The 17,581-nt window shown below is 70.1% G+C and carries 14 protein-coding genes and 2 pseudogenes; 4 read left to right on the top strand and 12 right to left on the bottom strand.

Annotated elements, in window-relative coordinates; genetic code table 11:
• The first annotated feature begins 43 nt into the window (after positions 1-43).
• Positions 44-1,006 (top strand): sugar phosphate isomerase/epimerase family protein, encoded by a 963-nt coding sequence (locus tag A4E84_RS05355; protein ID WP_062925432.1) that lies wholly within the window; start codon positions 44-46, stop codon positions 1,004-1,006.
• Between the two features lie 47 nt (positions 1,007-1,053).
• Here the strand turns inward: A4E84_RS05355 and A4E84_RS05350 are convergent.
• A pseudogene (locus tag A4E84_RS05350) lies at positions 1,054-1,877 on the bottom strand (IS5 family transposase).
• Positions 1,878-2,213: 336 nt separating this feature from the next.
• On the opposite strand from A4E84_RS05350, the pseudogene A4E84_RS44340 reads away from it, so the two are divergent.
• Positions 2,214-2,453 (top strand): annotated as a pseudogene (locus tag A4E84_RS44340) (ankyrin repeat domain-containing protein); the annotation flags it as partial.
• 64 nt (positions 2,454-2,517) lie between these two features.
• On the opposite strand, the gene adh reads toward A4E84_RS44340, so the two are convergent.
• Together adh and A4E84_RS05340 are read right to left on the bottom strand one after the other, a co-directional pair.
• Positions 2,518-4,035, bottom strand: a complete 1,518-nt coding sequence (gene adh / locus A4E84_RS05345; RefSeq protein WP_062925431.1) for an aldehyde dehydrogenase — start codon at positions 4,033-4,035, stop codon at positions 2,518-2,520.
• Between the two features lie 100 nt (positions 4,036-4,135).
• Entirely contained in the window at positions 4,136-5,359 is a 1,224-nt protein-coding gene (locus A4E84_RS05340; RefSeq protein WP_062925430.1) for a helix-turn-helix domain-containing protein, read from the bottom strand.
• Between the two features lie 231 nt (positions 5,360-5,590).
• On the opposite strand from A4E84_RS05340, the gene A4E84_RS05335 reads away from it, so the two are divergent.
• Entirely contained in the window at positions 5,591-5,992 is a 402-nt protein-coding gene (locus tag A4E84_RS05335; RefSeq protein WP_062925429.1) for a hypothetical protein, read from the top strand.
• Here the strand turns inward: A4E84_RS05335 and A4E84_RS05330 are convergent.
• From A4E84_RS05330 to A4E84_RS05300, 7 genes are all read right to left on the bottom strand, one after another.
• Positions 5,958-6,446, bottom strand: coding sequence for a hypothetical protein (locus A4E84_RS05330; protein WP_062925428.1), 489 nt, complete (start codon positions 6,444-6,446; stop codon positions 5,958-5,960). The two genes, A4E84_RS05335 and A4E84_RS05330, sit on opposite strands and share 35 nt — an antisense overlap.
• A 508-nt stretch (positions 6,447-6,954) precedes the next feature.
• Entirely contained in the window at positions 6,955-8,205 is a 1,251-nt protein-coding gene (locus tag A4E84_RS05325) for a glucarate dehydratase family protein (RefSeq protein WP_062925427.1), read from the bottom strand.
• On the bottom strand, positions 8,202-9,110 hold the full coding sequence (locus A4E84_RS05320) for a 5-dehydro-4-deoxyglucarate dehydratase (protein ID WP_062925426.1): 909 nt from the start codon (positions 9,108-9,110) through the stop codon (positions 8,202-8,204). The genes A4E84_RS05325 and A4E84_RS05320 overlap by 4 nt, the downstream gene beginning before the upstream one ends.
• Before the next feature lie 24 nt (positions 9,111-9,134).
• Entirely contained in the window at positions 9,135-10,079 is a 945-nt protein-coding gene (locus tag A4E84_RS05315) for a carbohydrate ABC transporter permease (protein WP_062925425.1), read from the bottom strand.
• The gene (locus A4E84_RS05310; protein ID WP_062925424.1) at positions 10,076-10,987 is read right to left on the bottom strand and encodes a carbohydrate ABC transporter permease; all 912 of its coding nucleotides are present in this window, start codon (positions 10,985-10,987) and stop codon (positions 10,076-10,078) included. Before A4E84_RS05310 ends, A4E84_RS05315 begins: the two co-directional genes overlap by 4 nt.
• Entirely contained in the window at positions 10,984-12,336 is a 1,353-nt protein-coding gene (locus A4E84_RS05305; RefSeq protein WP_062925423.1) for a sugar ABC transporter substrate-binding protein, read from the bottom strand. Before A4E84_RS05305 ends, A4E84_RS05310 begins: the two co-directional genes overlap by 4 nt.
• Positions 12,337-12,536: 200 nt before the next feature.
• The gene (locus A4E84_RS05300; protein ID WP_229856869.1) at positions 12,537-12,920 is read right to left on the bottom strand and encodes a DUF5997 family protein; all 384 of its coding nucleotides are present in this window, start codon (positions 12,918-12,920) and stop codon (positions 12,537-12,539) included.
• Between the two features lie 58 nt (positions 12,921-12,978).
• Here A4E84_RS05300 and A4E84_RS05295 point away from each other — a divergent pair, with 58 nt between their 5' ends.
• The gene (locus A4E84_RS05295) at positions 12,979-13,746 is read left to right on the top strand and encodes a LysR family transcriptional regulator substrate-binding protein (RefSeq protein ID WP_107308272.1); all 768 of its coding nucleotides are present in this window, start codon (positions 12,979-12,981) and stop codon (positions 13,744-13,746) included.
• A 49-nt stretch (positions 13,747-13,795) separates the two neighbouring features.
• On the opposite strand, the gene A4E84_RS05290 is transcribed toward A4E84_RS05295, so the two are convergent.
• Entirely contained in the window at positions 13,796-14,560 is a 765-nt protein-coding gene (locus A4E84_RS05290) for a DUF4142 domain-containing protein (protein WP_062925420.1), read from the bottom strand.
• Positions 14,561-14,697: 137 nt separating this feature from the next.
• Positions 14,698-17,520 (bottom strand): beta-L-arabinofuranosidase domain-containing protein, encoded by a 2,823-nt coding sequence (locus A4E84_RS05285; RefSeq protein WP_062925419.1) that lies wholly within the window; start codon positions 17,518-17,520, stop codon positions 14,698-14,700.
• Positions 17,521-17,581 lie beyond the last annotated feature (61 nt).

Raw genomic sequence — 17,581 nt, 5'->3', positions numbered from 1 at the left:
GAACGACCCCTCCCCGCCGACCACACCGCAGACGGGACGCATCATGAAAATCGGTCTGAACACCGACAGCGTCGGGCAGCTCACGCTCGACGAGACCCTGGACCTGGCCGCCGAACTCGGCTTGGAACACGTGGAGTTCGCCACCGGAGCCTGGTCCACCGCCCCGCACATCGACATCGACCGGCTTCTCGACAGCGACGGCGCGCGTCGCGAACTGCTGGCCAAGCTCGCCGACCGAGGGCTCACGATCAGCGCCCTCACCTGCTCAGGCAATCCCCTGCACCCCGGGCCCAGCGGCCGCGAGCACGACCAGGTCGCGCGCAGGACGATCGCTCTCGCCCCGCTCCTCGGCGTCGACCGCGTGGTGATGATGTCCGGGCTGCCGGGCGGGCCGGGCGACGCCAACCCCAACTGGATCACGGTCTCCTGGCCGCCGGAGACCACACAGATCCTCGACTGGCAATGGACCGAGGTCATACTCCCCTACTGGCGAGACCTCGTCGCCCACTCCCGTGACCGGGGTGTACCCAAGCTCGCTCTGGAGATGCACGCCCACCAGGCGGTCTACAACGTCCCCACTCTCCTGCGCCTGCGGGAGGAGGTCGGGCCCGTGGTCGGGGCCAACTTCGACCCCAGTCACCTGATGTGGATGGGCGCCGACCCGCTCGCCGCGATCGAGGCCCTGGGCGAGGCGATCTACCACGTACACGCCAAGGACACCCGGCTGGAACCCTCCCGCCAGGCCCTGACCAGCAGGCTGGAGACGCTGCCGGTCATGGCCGCCGAGGAACGCTCCTGGAACTACGTCACCCTCGGCTACGGCCACGACGACGCGTTCTGGCGCGCCTTCTGCCTCGCCCTGCGCCGAGCCGGCTACGACGACGTCCTGAGCATCGAGCACGAGGACGTTCTTGTGGCCCCCGTCGAGGGCGTCACCAAAACCGTCGACCTGCTGCGCCGCGTCATCCTGCGCGACCCCAGCTCCTACAAGCCCCAGGAGATCTGAGCCGTCCTAAGTGAGCGTTTGGTTCTCGGTTGTCTGTTTTATTTGGCTTAGCTGTCGCGCCAGTTGGGGGTGGCTTCGTGGGTGAGGCGGCGGGTCATGAGGTTGATGGCGGCCAGTTGGATCATGGCGGCTGATCGGTGGGGGTGGGTTTCGTAGTCGCGGGCCAGGCGGCGGTGGTGCATGAGCCAGCCGAGGGTGCGTTCGATGACCCAGCGGCGGGGCTGGACGTGGAAGCCGCGGGTGGTGGGGTCGCGTTGGACGATTTCGAGGTCGATGCCGAGGTGGGCGGCGTGTTCGATGGCTTTGGTTTTGTAGCCGTTGTCGGCCCAGGCTTTGGTGATGGTGGGGTGGCGCTCGCGGACTTTGGTCAGGAGTTGGGTGCCGGCGGCGGAGTCGTGGACGCTGGCGGCGGTGACGGCGACGGCCAGTAGGAGGCCGAGCGTGTCGGTGACGATGTGCCGTTTGCGTCCGATGATTTTCTTGGCGGGGTCGATGCCTTGGCTGGTGAGGGGACGGTGGCGGAGGTTTTGATGCTCTGGCTGTCGATCAGGCAGGCGTTGGGCTCGTTGGTGCGGCCTTCGGCCTGGCGGATTTTGCCGCGTAAGAGGCCGGTGAGCTGGTCGAAGATGCCGTCGGCTTCCCAGTGGGCGAAGTAGCCGTAGACGGTTTGGTGGGGTGGGAAGTCGTGGGGCAGGTAGCGCCAGGGGATGCCGGTGCGGTCGACGTAGAGGATGGCGTTCATCAGGGCGCGCAGGTCGTGGGTGGGTTTGCGGATGCCGTTGCGGGCTTGGCGCCAGGCTTCGAGGGTGGGGCGGATGAGTTCCCAGCGGGCGTCGGACAGGTCGCTGGGGTAGGGCCGTGAGGGCTGCATGATGCCTGGGTATGCGGTGGCGGCCGGTCTGAGCAGGGCGTGGGCGGGGGCGTTGGGTGCATCGGGGCGTGCGTTCTCGATCTCGGGTGAACCGGTAGGTTTTTGAATGAGACAGGAGCTTTGTTAAGGAACCCGGCGCATAACTGGTCTGCCGATTGCCGCAGAAGCCGCATTTCCGGCGGATCGCTTGGTTCGGCACTCACGCCGGGTCGCTGACAATCACTATGAACCGCCCAATAGGCGTATCAAACGCTCACTAAGACGTCATCTCAACTGGCAGTGCGCACGGTGTAAAAGCCCGTTGGCGGACATGGGTGGGGCGGGTTGAACGGCCTGGTGAGCGACTACTGGACGCCGGCCCATTTTGCAGTGGAGCACGAGCATGCCGAGACCTCGGCGCGTCTGCCGGCCGCCGGTACAGATCCCAATGAGGTACAGGGCAACTCAACCTCTTGACGCACGCCACTGACGTCGAGGGAGACAGCACGTTGCAGAGCGGGCGCCCGCTGACCGTGCACACCACGGCCATCCTGCTGGGCCTTCGGCGCCGACCCGGAGCTCGCGGATCCAGACGGGACAGTGGCTGCGGGCTGTGGGTGCCTGGATGGGCAAAGCTCTCTCCAGGCACCCAGCTGAGGCTCTAGAAGAACCCAAGTTTCTTGGGGCTGTATGAACAAAGAACGTTTTTCGTCTGCTGGTAGTGGTCCAGCATCATCTTGTGCGTCTCGCGTCCCATCCCCGACTTCTTGTAGCCGCCGAACGCCGCGTGCGCCGGGTACGCGTGGTAGCAGTTGGTCCACACCCGGCCCGCCTTGATCTCGCGGCCCAGGCGGTAGGCCGTGTTGCCGTCGCGGGTCCAGACGCCCGCCCCGAGGCCGTACAGCGTGTCGTTGGCGATCTTCAGGGCCTCGTCGACCGAGTCGTACGTCGTGACCGAGACGACCGGCCCGAAGATCTCCTCCTGGAAGATCCGCATGTCGTTGGTGCCGCGGAAGATGGTCGGCTCGATGTAGTAGCCGCCCTCCAGACCGGGCACCGCGCGCGGGTTGCCGCCCGTGACGACCTCCGCGCCCTCCTTCCTGCCGATGTCGAGGTAGGAGAGGATCTTCTCGTACTGGTCGTTGCTCGCCTGTGCGCCGATCATGGTCGCAGGGTCCAGCGGGTCGCCGCCGACGATGGCCCTGGTGCGTTCGACGCAGCGGGCCATGAAGTCGTCGTAGATCGACGAGGGGATGAGCGCGCGGGACGGGCAGGTGCAGACCTCGCCCTGGTTGAGGGCGAACATCACGAAGCCCTCGACCGCCTTGTCCAGGAAGTCGTCGTCGGCCGCCATGACGTCGGGCAGGAAGATGTTGGGGCTCTTGCCGCCCAGTTCCAGGGTGACGGGGATGATGTTCTCGCTCGCGTACTGCATGATCAGGCGGCCGGTGGTCGTCTCACCCGTGAACGCCACCTTCGCCACGCGCGGGCTCGACGCCAGCGGCTTGCCCGCCTCCACGCCGAAGCCGTTGACGACGTTGACCACGCCCGGCGGGAGCAGGTCGGCGATCAGGTCGATGACGTAGAGCAGGCTGGCCGGGGTCTGCTCGGCCGGTTTGATGACGACGCAGTTGCCCGCGGCCACGGCCGGGGCGAGCTTCCAAGTGGCCATGAGGATCGGGAAGTTCCACGGGATGATCTGCCCGACCACGCCCAGCGGCTCGTGGAAGTGGTACGCGACCGTGTCGGCGTCGATCTCCGCGATGCTGCCCTCCTGGGCGCGGACGACTCCGGCGAAGTACCGGAAGTGGTCCACGGCCAGCGGGATGTCGGCGGCCAGGGTCTCGCGGACCGGCTTGCCGTTCTCCCACGTCTCGGCGACCGCGATCTGCTCCAGGTTCTGCTCGATGCGGTCCGCGATCCTGTTGAGGATGTTCGCGCGTTCCGTCGTGGACGTGCGGCCCCACTGGTCGGCCGCCCGGTGCGCGGCGTCCAGGGCGAGGTCGACGTCGGCCGCCGTGGAACGGGCCACCTCACAGAAGACCTTGCCGGTCACGGGCGTCCGGTTCTCGAAGTAGCGGCCCTCGACGGGCGCGGTCCAGTCGCCGTCGATGAAGTTGTCGTAGCGGCGGGCGAAGGTGACGATGCTGCCTTCGGTTCCTGGCTGCGCGTACACCATGGCGGCTCTCCTCGGTGAAGGGCGGTGCGGGACGGTTGCGACGTCCCTCACTGTGCTCCCGGGAGGTTGGCGCAAGGTTGGTGCCGCGGGGACGCGGACGTCAGTCGCGCAGGGACGCCGTCAGCCGGCCCCTCGCGATCGCCCGGCGCGTGTCCTCCGGGCCGAGCAGCCGCAGCGCGTGCTCATGGACCTCGGTGTCGTACGGGGCCCGTTCGCCGTAGCACAGGGCGTGCTCCGGCCGGGTGCTCGCCAGCACGGCCTCGCGTACCGCCACTTCGAGGCGCGTGCGCCACTCCTCGATGCCGGGGGCCTCGGAGCGGGGCAGGAGCGGGCCGCCCCAGCGGCGCAGCGCGGTGTCCGTGTCGCCCTGTTCCAGCGCGCGCAGGACGTCGGCGGCGTCGCAGGACACCGGGGCGGTGAGGGCGTAGTGGCGGGGGGAAATCGCACCGCCCAGGGCCCGGCGCAGGTGGGAGATCTCCGCCTTGAAGGTGGAGGACGTGACCGGCCGGTCGCCGTACAGGGCCGCCCGCAGCCGTTCCGGCGAGAAGCCCTCGGGTTCGAGGGCGAGGAGGGTGAGGATCTCCAGCTGGCGGGGGCGCAGGGGGAGTGGCCGCCCCTCGTGCACGGCCTGTTCGGAGCCCAGGCACGTGAGCCGCAGCCGGCCCGGGCGGGGCATCTCCGGGGTCAGGCGGGCCTCGATCGTCGACACCAGCGTGCGGACGGTGGACATGGCCAGGGGGTGCGAGCGGTCCCAGGTCGTGGACAGGTCCAGTACGCCGAGGACGCGGCCGTCCCGACCGTGCACGGGTGCGCAGTAGCAGACCCAGCCGTGCAGGGCCGACACCAGATGCTCGGCCGAGAAGACGGAGCTGGGGCGGCCGGTGTGCAGGGCGAGGGAGAGCGCGTTGGTGCCCATGGCCTGCTCGTCCCAGCGGCCGCCCGGCGCGAAGTTGACCCGCTCGGCCCGGCGGCGCATGGTCGGGCCGCCGCAGGTCCACAGGATGGTGCCGGCCTCGTCGGTGACCGCGGTGACGAACCCGGCGTCCTCGGCGATGCTGTGCAGCTCCCCGGCGAGGGCGGAGACCGGCCGGTACAGCGGTGAGGACGTCCAGCGCTGGTGCACCTGGCCGCCGTCGGTGACCGGGGCGCTGTCCCGGCCCGGGTCCACACTGCCCAGCGAACGCGCCCAGGACTCCGTCACCTCGTGGCGCAGTGCGGCGGTGCCGCCGGGGCGCGCGCCCGGGACGCTCAGCCGAGGCACCCAGCGGGACCACTCGTGCTCCAGCACGGCCCTGCGCTGCTTGAGGTCAGGGCGCTGTGACATGGCCTCTCCCTGCCGTCGTACCGGATTCTCGGCGCGAGGCCAGTGTTACCGGATGCGCCCGCCCCGGTCGAGAATTCCGCCGGACCCAGGTCAGCTGTTCTGAACGGGCGACCGCCTGACTGGATGTTTGTCCGGTGCCCGCGTGCCGCCGTAAGGGTGACGGGTTCACTCGACCCGACGGACGGGGTCCGGCCCGCGTGCCACCGGTGGGCGACGCCGCGTTCCCCAGGCATGGACAGCACGGAGACGGCGCGGCGCCTTTCCGGGAACGACGCCGCGCCCCGCTCGTACGCCGAACTCACCGCCGGATACACGGGACATCCGCCGATCTACGCGGCCCTGGTCGCCGAGTGGGAGGCGCGCGGCCACACGGTTCCGGAGCACCGCGACGGCCAGTGGGTCTCCTTCGCCGCACCGGCCGAGAGCGAGACCTGGACCGCCGTCACCTCGTGGACCGCCGGCCGGCACATGGGCCCGGTCGTCCCCGCGGCTCCTCACCCCGCTGCCGGCCGGAACCCGGCAGGGGCCGCCCCCGGTGGCACCCGCACTGCCTCCGGCCGCCACCCGGGGACGGCGGGGTTCTCTGCCGGAGCCCGTCTCACCAGCCGTCCGGCACCGCCGGCTCCGCGCTGACCGGCGCCAGCACCGCGAGGGTTCCGCTGGCCTCCCGCAGGGCCGATTCGAGAGTGCCCGGGGTGTGCAGCGCGCCGGTTCCGTCCGGCGGGACGAGCCACTCCAGGCGGCCGGCGGGCCGGTACGGCGGCGGCACGGCGACCCAGGAGCCCCGGCCGACGTGCCGCACGCCGAAGCCGATCCATTCGCTGACCGGGTCGGGCGGCAGGAAGAAACCCACTCTGCGGGCCGCGCAGTCCACCAGGGTGGGGCCGGGCACCTTCAGCGGGTCGCGCCACAGGATGTCCAGCGCGAGGAGGCCGAGCCGGTCGGGGACGCTGAGCACGTCCCAGTACCGCCCGGCCTCCACGAGCACCGTTCCCGCGCCGTAGTCCCACTCCCGCTTGCACTCCTGGGGGTCGGTGGCTGCCGCGGCGAGCCACTCGACGGCTTGCTTCCACATGACGCTCTGCATGGCCACCCCAGCACAGTCGGCGGCGCCGCGGTCGGGCGCGCACTGGACACGGGCCGGTGCCCCGCGGGTTCCGCGAGCCGCCCGGCCGTAGCCATGCTCGTAGATATTTCTACGGCCCGGAAGGGGTGGCGTGGTCTGGCGTTTGGGTCGGGCATGTCCCGGTCGAAAGGGGCCCCCGTAGGTGCAGTCCCGTAAGGCCGCGATCAACTTCGTGCTTCGCCGGCGTGCAGAAGGAGGCCATCGAGCGGGTGTCCGCGGCGATCTGCCGCCACCACGACCGGCCCGAGCGTTCCGTCATCGGGCACAAGGAGTGGCTGCCGGGCACGGTCGTCCCGCGCGGCTTCACCATGGACGGGATGCGTGATCGGACACCTGTGGCAGCAGAAGCAGGGTTTCTCCGGCCAGGACGCCGACGGCATCCCCGGCAAGCTCACCTGAGAGCGGCTGAAGGTGCCCAAGTCCTAGTGCGCGGGTGCGCCCCTCCCACCGGGGTCGGGGCGCACGGCACTCACCAGCGGGGGAGCTTCAGCTCGTACTCCGGCTGGAACCGCCGCATGTAGCCGGTGTCGTCCCTGCTGCGCATCCCGGAGTCGACGTACCGCCGGTGCAGGCGCTCCAGCCGGTCGTGGTCGAGTTCGACACCCAGCCCCGGCCCGGTGGGCACCCTGACCTCGCCGTCGCGCAGCTCCAGCACGCCGGGGACGATCACGTCGTCCGCCGAGTTCCAGGGGTAATGCGTGTCGCAGGAGTGGTCGAGGTTGGGGATGGCCGCGGCGACATGGGTCATCGCGGCGAGGCTGATGCCCAGGTGCGAATTGGAGTGCATCGACAGAGCGAGCCCGAACGCCTCGCACACGGCGGCCAGTTCACGGGTGCGGCGCAGCCCGCCCCAGTAGTGGTGGTCGGTGAGCAGCACCTGGATCGCATGGTGCTCCACGGCCGGTTTCAGATGCTCCCAGGCGATCACGCACATGTTGGTCGCGAGCGGCATGGGGGAGTCCTCCGCCACCTCCGCCATGCCCTCGATGCTCTTGGTGGGGTCCTCCAAGTACTCCAGGACACCGTCGAGTTCACGGGCGACGTACTTCGACGTCCCGACCGTCCAGGCCACGTTCGGGTCCAGCCGCAGCGGCTGCCCGGGGAAGGCCTTCGCCAGGGCCCGCATCGCGGCGATCTCCTCGTCGGGCGGGAAGACACCGCCCTTGAGCTTGAACGACCGGAAGCCGTAGCGCTCCTGCATCAACCGGGCCTGCTCGACGATCCCGGCCGGGTCGAGGGCTTCGCCCCAGTCGTCGCCGATCGCCGCGCGGCCGTCGAGCGCGGGGTGCTCGGCCCACTTGTAGAAGAGGTACGCGGCGAACGGCACCGCGTCCCTGACCTTGCCGCCGAGCAGGTCGCTGACCGGACGGCCGAGCAGCTTGCCCTGCGCGTCCAGGCAGGCCACCTCGACCGCCGAGGTGGTCCAGCCGCGCTCGTGGGAGCTCGGCACGGTCGGCAGCAGGGCCGCGTCGATCGCGGCGGTGACGGCGGTGCTGTCGAACACGTCCATGCCGACCACCACCTTCGCGGCTGCCTGCAACCGCTCCAGGCGGACTGTGCCGCCCGTGGACTCGCCGAGTCCCACCGTGCCGTCCTCCAGCACCAGTTGGAGGATGACCCGCAGGGCGAGCGGCTCGTGCACGCCGTTGGCGTTGAGCAGCGGCGGGTCGCCGAAGGCGATCGGGGTGACGATCAGCTCGCGGATGCGCGTGGAGCTCATGCGGCGACCACCTCCAGTCCGTGGTCGAGGAGTTTCGCGAGCCGGGTGATGTGCTCCGGCGTGGGGTCGAGCAGCGGCGCCCGCACGCCGCCGACGTCCAGGCCGCGCAGGGTCACTCCCGCCTTGACGAGCGACACGGCGTACCCGGGGACTTCGTCGCGCAGGGCGACCAGCGGGCCGTAGAACTCGTCGAGGAGCCGGGAGACCAGGGCGTCGTCGTCGGCGGCGAGCGCCCGGTGGAAGGCCAGGGCGATCTCCGGGGCGAACGCGAACACGGCGGAGGAGTACAGCTCCACGCCGACGCCTTGGTAGGCGGGCGCGGTCATCTCGGCGGTGGGCAGGCCGTTGAAGAACTGGAAGTCCTCCGTGCCGGGCACGGCACGCACCGCGCGGACGATGCGGTGCATCCGCTCGATGTCCCCGATGCCGTCCTTGAGGCCGACGACCCCGGGCAGGGCGGCGATCTCGGCGGCCGTCTCCGCGGTGAGCCGTGCGGTGCCCCGCTGGTAGAAGACGACGGGCAGGTCCGTGGCCGCGATGACCTCCTCGACGTACCGCACGAGGCCCTGCTGCGGGGCGCTGACGAGGTAGGGCGGCAGCAGTAGGATGCCGTCGGCCCCGGCGCGTTCGACCCGTGCGGCCTGGTCCCGTGCGACCGGTGTGGGGCCGCCGGCCGCCGCGAGCACCGGCACCCGTCCGGCCGTGGTCGTGACGGCGACCCGGGTGGCCCGCTCGATCTCCTCGGGCGACAGCGCGTGGAACTCACCGGTGCCGCAGGCGACGAACACACCTCCCGCACCCGCGGCGACCCCCGACTCGATGTGCTGGGCCAGCCGTTCCTCGTCCAGTGAACCGTCCGCCGCGAACGGCGTGACCGGGAAGAACAGCACTCCGTGGAACTTCATGTCTCCCTCATACGTGGGGGGTTGTCAGCCCTTGGTGGCACCGGCGGCGATGCCGGTGACCAGCGAGCGCTGGAGGAGCAGATAGACGATCAGGCTGGGGACGAGCGCGATGACCGCACCGGCCAGCACCACCCCGGAGCCGACCTCGGGGTCGGTGCGCAGGATGGACAGGGCGACGGTGACCGTGTAGTCGGTGGGGTCCTTGGCGGCGATCAGGGGCAGCAGGTACTGGTCCCAGATCATGATGAAGCCGAGCACCCCGGCGACACCGAGCGCGGGCTTGCACAGCGGCAGGACGACCTGCCACAGCATCCGCAGCTCGCCCACGCCGTCGATGCGGGCGGCCTCCTCGATCTCGGTGGGGATGTCCTTCATGAACTCCGTCAGCAGCATCACGGAGAACCCCCAGGCACCGAGGGGCAGGATCACGCCCCAGACGGTGCCCTTCAGGTCGACGCCGACCACGGGCACATGCCCGAGGACCAGGGACAGCGGGATGGCGATGACCTCCTCCGGGAGCATCATCGTCAGCATGAACAGGGTCAGGATCAGCGCCTGCCCGCGGAACTTGTGCCGGGCCAGCGCGTACGCGGCCAGCGTGCAGACGGCGAGCTGGAGCAGCAGTCCGCCGCCCGCGATGACCAGGGAGTTGCCGAAGTAGTCCCAGATGCCGCGCTCGCCCGCCACCCGGAAGTTCAGCAGGGTCGGGTGGTGCGGGAGGAACGACAGGGTCGAACCGCTGGCCTTCTCGCTGAAGGAACCGGAGAAGATCGTCAGGAACGGCGCCGCGAAGACGCCCAGGGCGAGCAGGCAGAGCAGGACGCGCAGGGCCCAGGCGGGGCCCGACCGGTCGCTCCAGCCGAGGGCGGTGTCGAAACGGGCGGGGGTGGTGCGCCGCTTCCCGGCGGATGTCCGCGTGGGGGAGGCGGTCACCGGGGTCCGGACGGGGTCGATGGCGGGGGCGCTCATCTCACGTCTCCCCTCTTGCGGAGGTAGTTGACCGTGACGGTGAGCAGCAGCGTCACGCAGAGCAGGACCACGGAGGCGGCCGAGGCGCCGCCGATGTCGTTACGGGTGAAGCCGAGGGTGTAGGCGCGGGTCATCCAGACGTCGGTGGAGCCGGCCGGACCGCCGCCGGTGAGGACGTACACCTCGGTGAAGACGCGCAGTCCGCGGATGGCGGCGAGGGTGAGGACGATGCCGAGGGCGGGCCGGATCGCCGGCAGCGTGATGTGCCGCAGCCGCTGCCACAACGAGACGCCGTCCATCGCGGCGGCCTCGTACAGCGACCGGTCCACGCCCGCCAGCCCGGCGAGGATGATCACCATGTTGTACGGGGCGAGCATCCAGATGCCCATGGCCATCGTCGCCCACAGCGCGGTGTCGGGATTGTCCAGGTAGGGCACGGGCCCGAGTCCGAGCAGCCCCAGACCGCTGTTGATCAGGCCGTCGGAGGTCGGGTAGTACATCAACCGCCACATCTCGCCGACCACCGCGGTGGCGGTGACGACGGGCAGGAACACGGCGGTTCGGATGATCTTCAGCGAGCGGGCCTGGCCCTCCAGCAGCAGCGCCAGCGCGGAGCCGACGAGGATCCCGCCGAGGGACATGCCGACACCGAGGACCAGCGTGTGGCCGATGGCGTCCTGGAAGCGGTGGTCGGTCAGGACCCGCGTGTAGTTGTCGAGGCCGACCCACTGGTCCCCGAGGAAGGGCCGCACCTCGAAGAAGCTGAGCCAGACGCCCTTGCCCATCGGCAGGAACTTGAAGACGAGGGCCAGCAGCAGCCCCGGGGCGAGGAACAGCCAGGGCAGTACGGCCTTCTTGCTGATGAACCGGGCTCTGCGCGGCCCGGGTGTCGTCACGGTCGCGGTCATTTCAACAGGTCCTGGTCCTTGAGGTCACCGGCGAGGGTGTCGTTGAGTTCCTTCAGGCCGGAGCTGACGTCGCTGCCGCAGTAGGTGAAGATCGCGTTGAGCGCGTCGGCGGTGTCCTGCTTGATCGGGGCGAAGTTCGGCGCGTTGGGGAACTGCACGGAGGCCGTCTCGTACGCCTTCTGCACCACGCTCCAGCGGGGGTCGTCGCGCACCTTCGCCGCGTCGAGCGTGGAGTTGACCGGGATGCGTACGACGGGCTGGTGGTCGCCGGTCATGGCGAGTTCCTGGCCCTCGGGGGAGACGAGGAACGCGGCGAGCGTCTGCTCCTGTTTCGCCTTGCCGGTCCTGGCGCCGAAGTAGATGTTCTCGCCGTCGGCCAGCACGTCGTTGTTGCCGGCCGGGCCCGAGGGGGCCGGCAGCACCTCGTACTTGTCCTTGCCGAGCGCCTTGTCGAAGGTGGAGATGTTGTACGGGCCGGTGAGGTACATCCCGGCGTTGCCGTCCTGGAAGTTGGTGGTGTTCGCGGTGACGGAGGTCAGGGCGCTGGGCTGGATGACACCGTTGTCGCCGCAGAAGAGGTTCTTCTTCATCCAGGTGACGGTGCGCAGGGCCGCCGCCGAGTCCATGGCGGGCCGGTAACCCGACCCCTCCTTCCGGAGGATCTGCACACCGCCCTGCCACAGATAGCTGGCACCCCACCAGGCGACGTAGCCGTTCTGGGCGCTGCCCGGGACGACCATGCCGTACGTGTTCTTCTTTCCGTCCCCGTCGGGGTCGCGGCCGGCGAAGGCCTTGGCGAGGGCGAGGGTGTCCTGCCAGGTCTTCGGCTGCGGCAGGCCGAGCTTCTCGCGCCAGTCCTTGCGGACGAACAGCGTCATGGCCTGGCGGGAGTACGGGATGCCGTAGTGCTTGCCGTCGAGGCCGACGGTGGACGACCAGGACTTGGCGGTGATCTCGTCGTGTCCGGATATCGAGGCCGGGGTGATCGGCTTGAGCAGGCCCTGGGCCTGGTAGCTGCCCATCAGGGCCGTGTCGTTGATCATGACGTCCGGCAGGTCCTTGACGGACGCGCGGCTCTGCAACTGCTGGTCGAAGTTCATGACCGGCTGGTGGTCGACCTTGATGCCGGTCTTCTTCGTGAAGGCGGCGAACACGCGGTCGTAGGTCTGGGCGGATTCCGGATCGCTCCGGGTCCACACCTCCAGGGTGTTCGGGTCACCGGCCCGGGCGCTGCCGGAACCGGAGCCGCAGGCGGCCGTTCCGAACAGGAGCCCCGAGACGGTGAGTGTGGCAGCCAGGCGGTGTACGCGGCGGAGCCGCATGGCGATACAGCGTCGGCGATCCCGCATGGATGGTTCTCCGTTCATATTCGTGAACCCGCTTCACGAATCTAAATGATCGGCCAAGCTACGGATCGCTTCAGCGCCATGTCAAGACATGGCCGAAAGATTTCACCGACACCACACGACGCCCGGGAACACCGAGGAAACAGCGACGGCCCCCACCGGATCATCCGGTGGGGGCCGTCCGAAAAGGAGAGGTCCTCAGGTCAGGCCTGACGTTCGGCGTTCTTCTTCTTGATCCGTTCCGCTTCCTTGCGGACCTCCGCCTGGGTGGTGCGCTCCCGCTCCAGCCACTCGGGGCCTTCCTGCTTCAGCGCCTCGATCTGCTCGGTGGTGAGGGGCTCGGTGACGCCGGCGCGCGCGAGGCCCGCGATGGAGACACCGAGCTTCGCGGCGACCACCGGCCGGGGGTGCGGGCCGTTGCGCCGCAGCTCCTGCAGCCACTGCGGCGGGTTCGCCTGGAGCTCGTTCAGCTCGGCGCGCGAGACGACACCCTCCCGGAAGTCGGCGGGGGTGGCCTCGAGGTACACACCCAGCTTCTTCGCCGCGGTCGCGGGCTTCATCGTCTGGGTGTTCTGGTGCGACGTCATGGACTCCAGGGTAACGAGCATGTGCACGACCCCTGACCACGGCCGGTAACCTGGCGAGGTGACAGGCTCGGATGCAACCCCCTCGTTCCGGCTCGCCTACGTTCCCGGGGTGATGCCCGACAAGTGGGTGCGCATCTGGAACGAGCGGCAGCCCGGCGTCCCGCTGACCCTCACGCAGGTGCCGGCCGGGGCGGTGGCCGAGCGGCTGCTGGGCGGGGACGCCGACGCGGGCCTCGTCCGCACACCCGTGGACCGCTCGGTCTTCAGCGCGATCCCCCTCTACACCGAGCAGACCGTCGTCGTGGTGCCCAAGGACCACCTGGTCACCGCCGTCGACGAGGTGGCTTTGGAGGACCTGGCCGACGACATCGTGCTGCACCCCCTCGACGACGTCCTCGACTGGGAGAGCCTGCCCGGGAGGCCCGCCCTGGAACGCCCTGCGACCACGGCCGACGCCGTCGAACTGGTCGCGGCGGGCATCGGCGTCCTCGTCGTCCCGCTGTCGCTCGCCCGACTGCACCACCGCAAGGACCTCACCCACCGGCCCCTCAAGGACGCCCCCGAGTCGAGCGTGGCCCTGGCCTGGCCCGAGGACGCCAAGACGGACCAGGTCGAGGACTTCATCGGCATCGTCCGCGGCCGCACGGTCAACAGCACCCGGGGCCGTCAGCAGCCCCCGGCGCGGGGCGAGTCCGCGGACGCGGACCGGGGCGGCGCCCGACGGAAGCCGGCGGCCGGGAAGTCCGCCGGGGCGAAGCGCACCGGGAAGAGCGGGCGCGGCGCCCCCAAGAACGACCGGCGCGGCAAGCCCCGCCGCCGTTCATAGGACCGGGGGCCGCGAAAGGACCGCGACCCCCGAGAACGCCGTACCCGGCTCAGCCGGCCGACGGAGACGGTGCCGGCGCCCCGTAGGACGGATTCGGGGCGACCGTCTGGAAGTCCTTCAGTTCCTCGGGGACCGGCAGGACGCGGACCGGCGCACCCTGCTGGGGCGGCGGCGGTGTGGTCTGCTCCTGGGGCAGCTTGGGCGGGGCGGTGATCTGGAAGCTGACCTGTTCCTGGTTGATCAGGCCGGTCTGCTCCAGGACCGTGATGTGGTCGAGCACGGTGTCGTTGGTCGTGTCGGCGAGCTCCCGCACGAGGCTGTTCCGGGTGGTCGCCCGGATCTTGGCGATCGTCGGGAAGATGCCCCCGTGCGCGACGCGCATGATCGTCACGGCCGTGGACTCGAACTCCTTGCCCGTGCTGCCTTCGGCCGTCGCCACGAACTGCTGCTGCTGCGGCGACGCCTCGTTCGGCAGGGTGATGCCCAGGTCCGTGGAGACCTTGCGGCAGCCCGCGTCGAGCCGGCCGTGACCGACGAGCAGATGCTTGGCGACCTCCTGCATCTCCGGCGACGTGCTCCGCTCCTTGATCAGCTGTCCCAGCGGGTACTCCCACAGTCCGGCCGCACGCACGCGCACCACGAAGTCGCGGTCCGCCTCGGTCAGCGGGCCCCACTGGGTGTTGGCGATGATGCGGTCCTGGCCGGAAGCCGCGTTCTCCACGCCCAGCATGCTGGGATAAGCGAGCGCGGTCAGCGTAAGGACCAACGCGCCGCCCACGAACGCGGTTCCTGCCGTGCTGCGCGAGATGCGCATCGTGCCTCCTGGGATATCAACGGCCCAACACCAGGAGATACGGATGCCAGGGGCGAAACAATCATCCCTGCCGCAAAAAAGTTCGGCCGTGTGCGGCGTCCGCTCGAACGCCGCACACGCCCCGGCCGGTCAGGCGCTCAGGGCCGGTACGAAGCCGCTTCCGCCGCCGCCACCACCTTGTCCGCGTCCGCCCTGACCAGCAACCCGGCCGACACCCACGCGTCCACCGTGGCCCGCACCCGCGCCACCAGCGCCCCCTTGTTCCCGAACGGTGCCCCGGCCCAGATCTCGTCCAGCAGCGTGGTGCCGCCGGACTTCGCCGGATTGGCGACGCCGGCGTCCCGGCCGCCGAACACGACCCTCGGTTCCGTGCGCCGGAAGTAGGCGTGCGTCGGGTCCTCCGTCCCCTCGGCGAACGGCGCCCACTCGGTTCCGTCCAGTGTGAAGTGCAGCGGCTTGCCCGCCACCGGCGTGAGGGCTGACGAGAGATCGCCGGACAGGCCGGCGCCGCGGTACAGCCCGACCTTCAGGTACTCCGTTGCCGCGTCGCGGGCGACCAGGTTGACCGGCCCGTGGAAGAGGGTCTGCAAGGACGCGTCGTCCAGCGCCTTATCCACCCGCGTCCGGAACGGCATGGAGATCCGGACGGTGTCACCGGCCCGCCAGCTCCGGGACACGTCGAAGTAGCTGCCCGGACGCGGAGTCCCGGACACCGCACGTCCGTTGACGGTCACCCGGAACCCCCCGGTCGCCCAGGACGGCACCCGCAGCCGCAGCGTGAAGGACGCCCGTCCGCCCCCGAAGGTCAGCGTGCTGCCCTGCTCCTGCGGGAAGCGGGTCGTCTGTGTGACCGTCACGCCCTTCTCCGCCCAGGTCAGCGTGGACGCGCTGTACAGATTGACGTACAGGGCACTGCCGTCGGACTTGGCGAAGTACACCGAGTCCTGGTACTTCGTGGCGCTCTCCATGCCCGTGCCCTCGCAGCAGGTCGTGCCCTGCTTGGGCGTGTAGTCCCGGACGTGACCGGGTGTCAGCCCGATGAAGTACGTGACGAGCGGCTTCTCCGCATCCGGCTTGTCCTGCTTCGAGCCGAGCACCTGGTTGTAGAGCGCCCGCTCGTAGTAGTCCATGTACTTCGGGTCCTGCTCGTGGAAGAACAGGGTCCGGCTCAGCTTGAGCATGTTGTACGCGCAGCAGGTCTCGGCGGTGGTCGCGCCGATCGTGCCCGCGATCACGTCCCGGGCCTTCCAGAACTCCTGGGTGCTGGTGCCGCCGATGCCGTACATGCGGTGCGGGACGACCATGTCCCAGAAGTTCTTCGCCGAGTCGAGGTAGCGCTTCTCGCCGGTCTCGTCGTAGAGCCGCACATAGCCGGTGAAGATCGGGATGTGCTGGTTGGCGTGCAGTCCGTCGAGGATGTCGGTGTCCGCGGCGCACGCGTCGATCAGCCGGTCCAGGTCGAACAGCCGGGCCAGCGCCAGGTGTTCGGCCTTTCCGGTGATCGTGTGCAGATCGCAGATGGCCTCGACGATGCCGCCGAACTCACCGCTGGAGAAGATCCCCCACATGCGCTGGAGCGTGGCCTCGGGCAGCTTCGACAGCCGGGCGTACATCCAGTCGCAGATGCCGGACGCCAGGTCGAGCGCCCGGTCGTCGTCCGTCGCGGTGTACGCGTCGAGCAGCCCTGTGAGGATTTTGTGCGCGGTGTAGTAGGGCGCCCACACCTTGGTGTAGTCGGCGCTGGTCCTCGACTCCAGGTCGATGAACTGCGTCTCGGGGTATGCCGCGAGGAACCCGGGGTGGCTGGGCCCGCCCCAGGTGCGGCGCAGGACGCCGTCCAGGCCCCGGCCGGAGGCGTCCGCGAAGGTCCCGCCGGCCGTCTCGTCGAAGGCGTACGACGCCAGGTCGCCGCGGCCCGTGGAGGCGTCGGCGGCCCGGCGGCTCTGCAGCTCCGCGACCTCGGCGGCGGTCAGCACCCGCGAGAAGACGTTGAACTCCTCGAAGGCGCCCGCGAAGACCGGGTCGGCGGCGTAGTTCGAGCGGCCGAGCCAGTTGTTCCTCAGGGTGCCGAGAGCCGCCGGGGTGAGGCTCATCGCGGTGTTGCGCGCCACGGCGGCGCCGTTGACGTACAGGGTGCCGGTGCCGTCCGCGATCGTGACCGCCAGGTGGCTCCACTGGTTCAGCGGCAGCGCGGCCGTGCCGTTGAGGGCCTGCTCGCCGCCGGCGCCCGAGGTGGTGACGGCGAAACGCGGCACCCCGGCCTGGTTGCGGGCGGCCAGGTACAGGTAGCGGCTGGTGTCGTCGCCGAAGTCGAAGATCCGCGTCCATGCGGCGTCATGGGTGGGCCGGACCCAGACCGAGAGGGTGATCGCCGGGGCACCGCCGAGCACGGCTGCCGGCAGGTCCACGTACTGGTAGGAGCCCCGTACCTGATCCGCACCGGTCCCGAACTTCCCGGGGACGCTGAGCACCGCCGGTTCCCGCCGCAGCGCCGCGCGCACATCGGTCAGCGCCCCGACCATGGTGGTGATCTTGTCGGCGAACACCTGCTCCTTCGTCCCGCGGTACGCCTGCGCCAGCATGGTCAGGAAGTGGCCGGTGTAGTGGCCCCGCAGGTTGCCGTTTGCCTCGCCGTCCAGGCCCTCCCAGCCGCCGGGCGCGACCGCGCCACCGGTGGAGAGACCGGCGTTGGCGCGGAACACCTGGAGCAGCCGGTTCACGTCGTAACCACGGGCGTGATCCAGCATCAGCTTCCGCTTGTCGGCGAAGACACCCTGACCGAGGCCCACGTCCTCCAGCCCGAAGGGCCGGACCGTCCAGGCCGCGGGGACGCCGACGGCGGCCGCGGTGACGGCGGCGGCAGCCTCGGCCCGCCCCGCCGTCGTCCGGGAGAGGGCGGGTACGGCCGCGGCGAGGGTCGCGGCCTGGAGAAGGGATCGCCTGGAGAGGGGCGGGGCCATGGGCTCCTCCACGAGAAGGATTCGTTCGGTATCACGAACAATGTGCGGGGGGTCGGCCAGA

It is taken from the genome of Streptomyces qaidamensis (genome assembly GCF_001611795.1).
Taxonomy (GTDB): Bacteria; Actinomycetota; Actinomycetes; order Streptomycetales; family Streptomycetaceae; genus Streptomyces; species Streptomyces qaidamensis.
The sequence above is the reverse complement of the archived record's forward strand: the minus strand, read 5'-3'. Positions and strand labels throughout refer to the sequence as shown.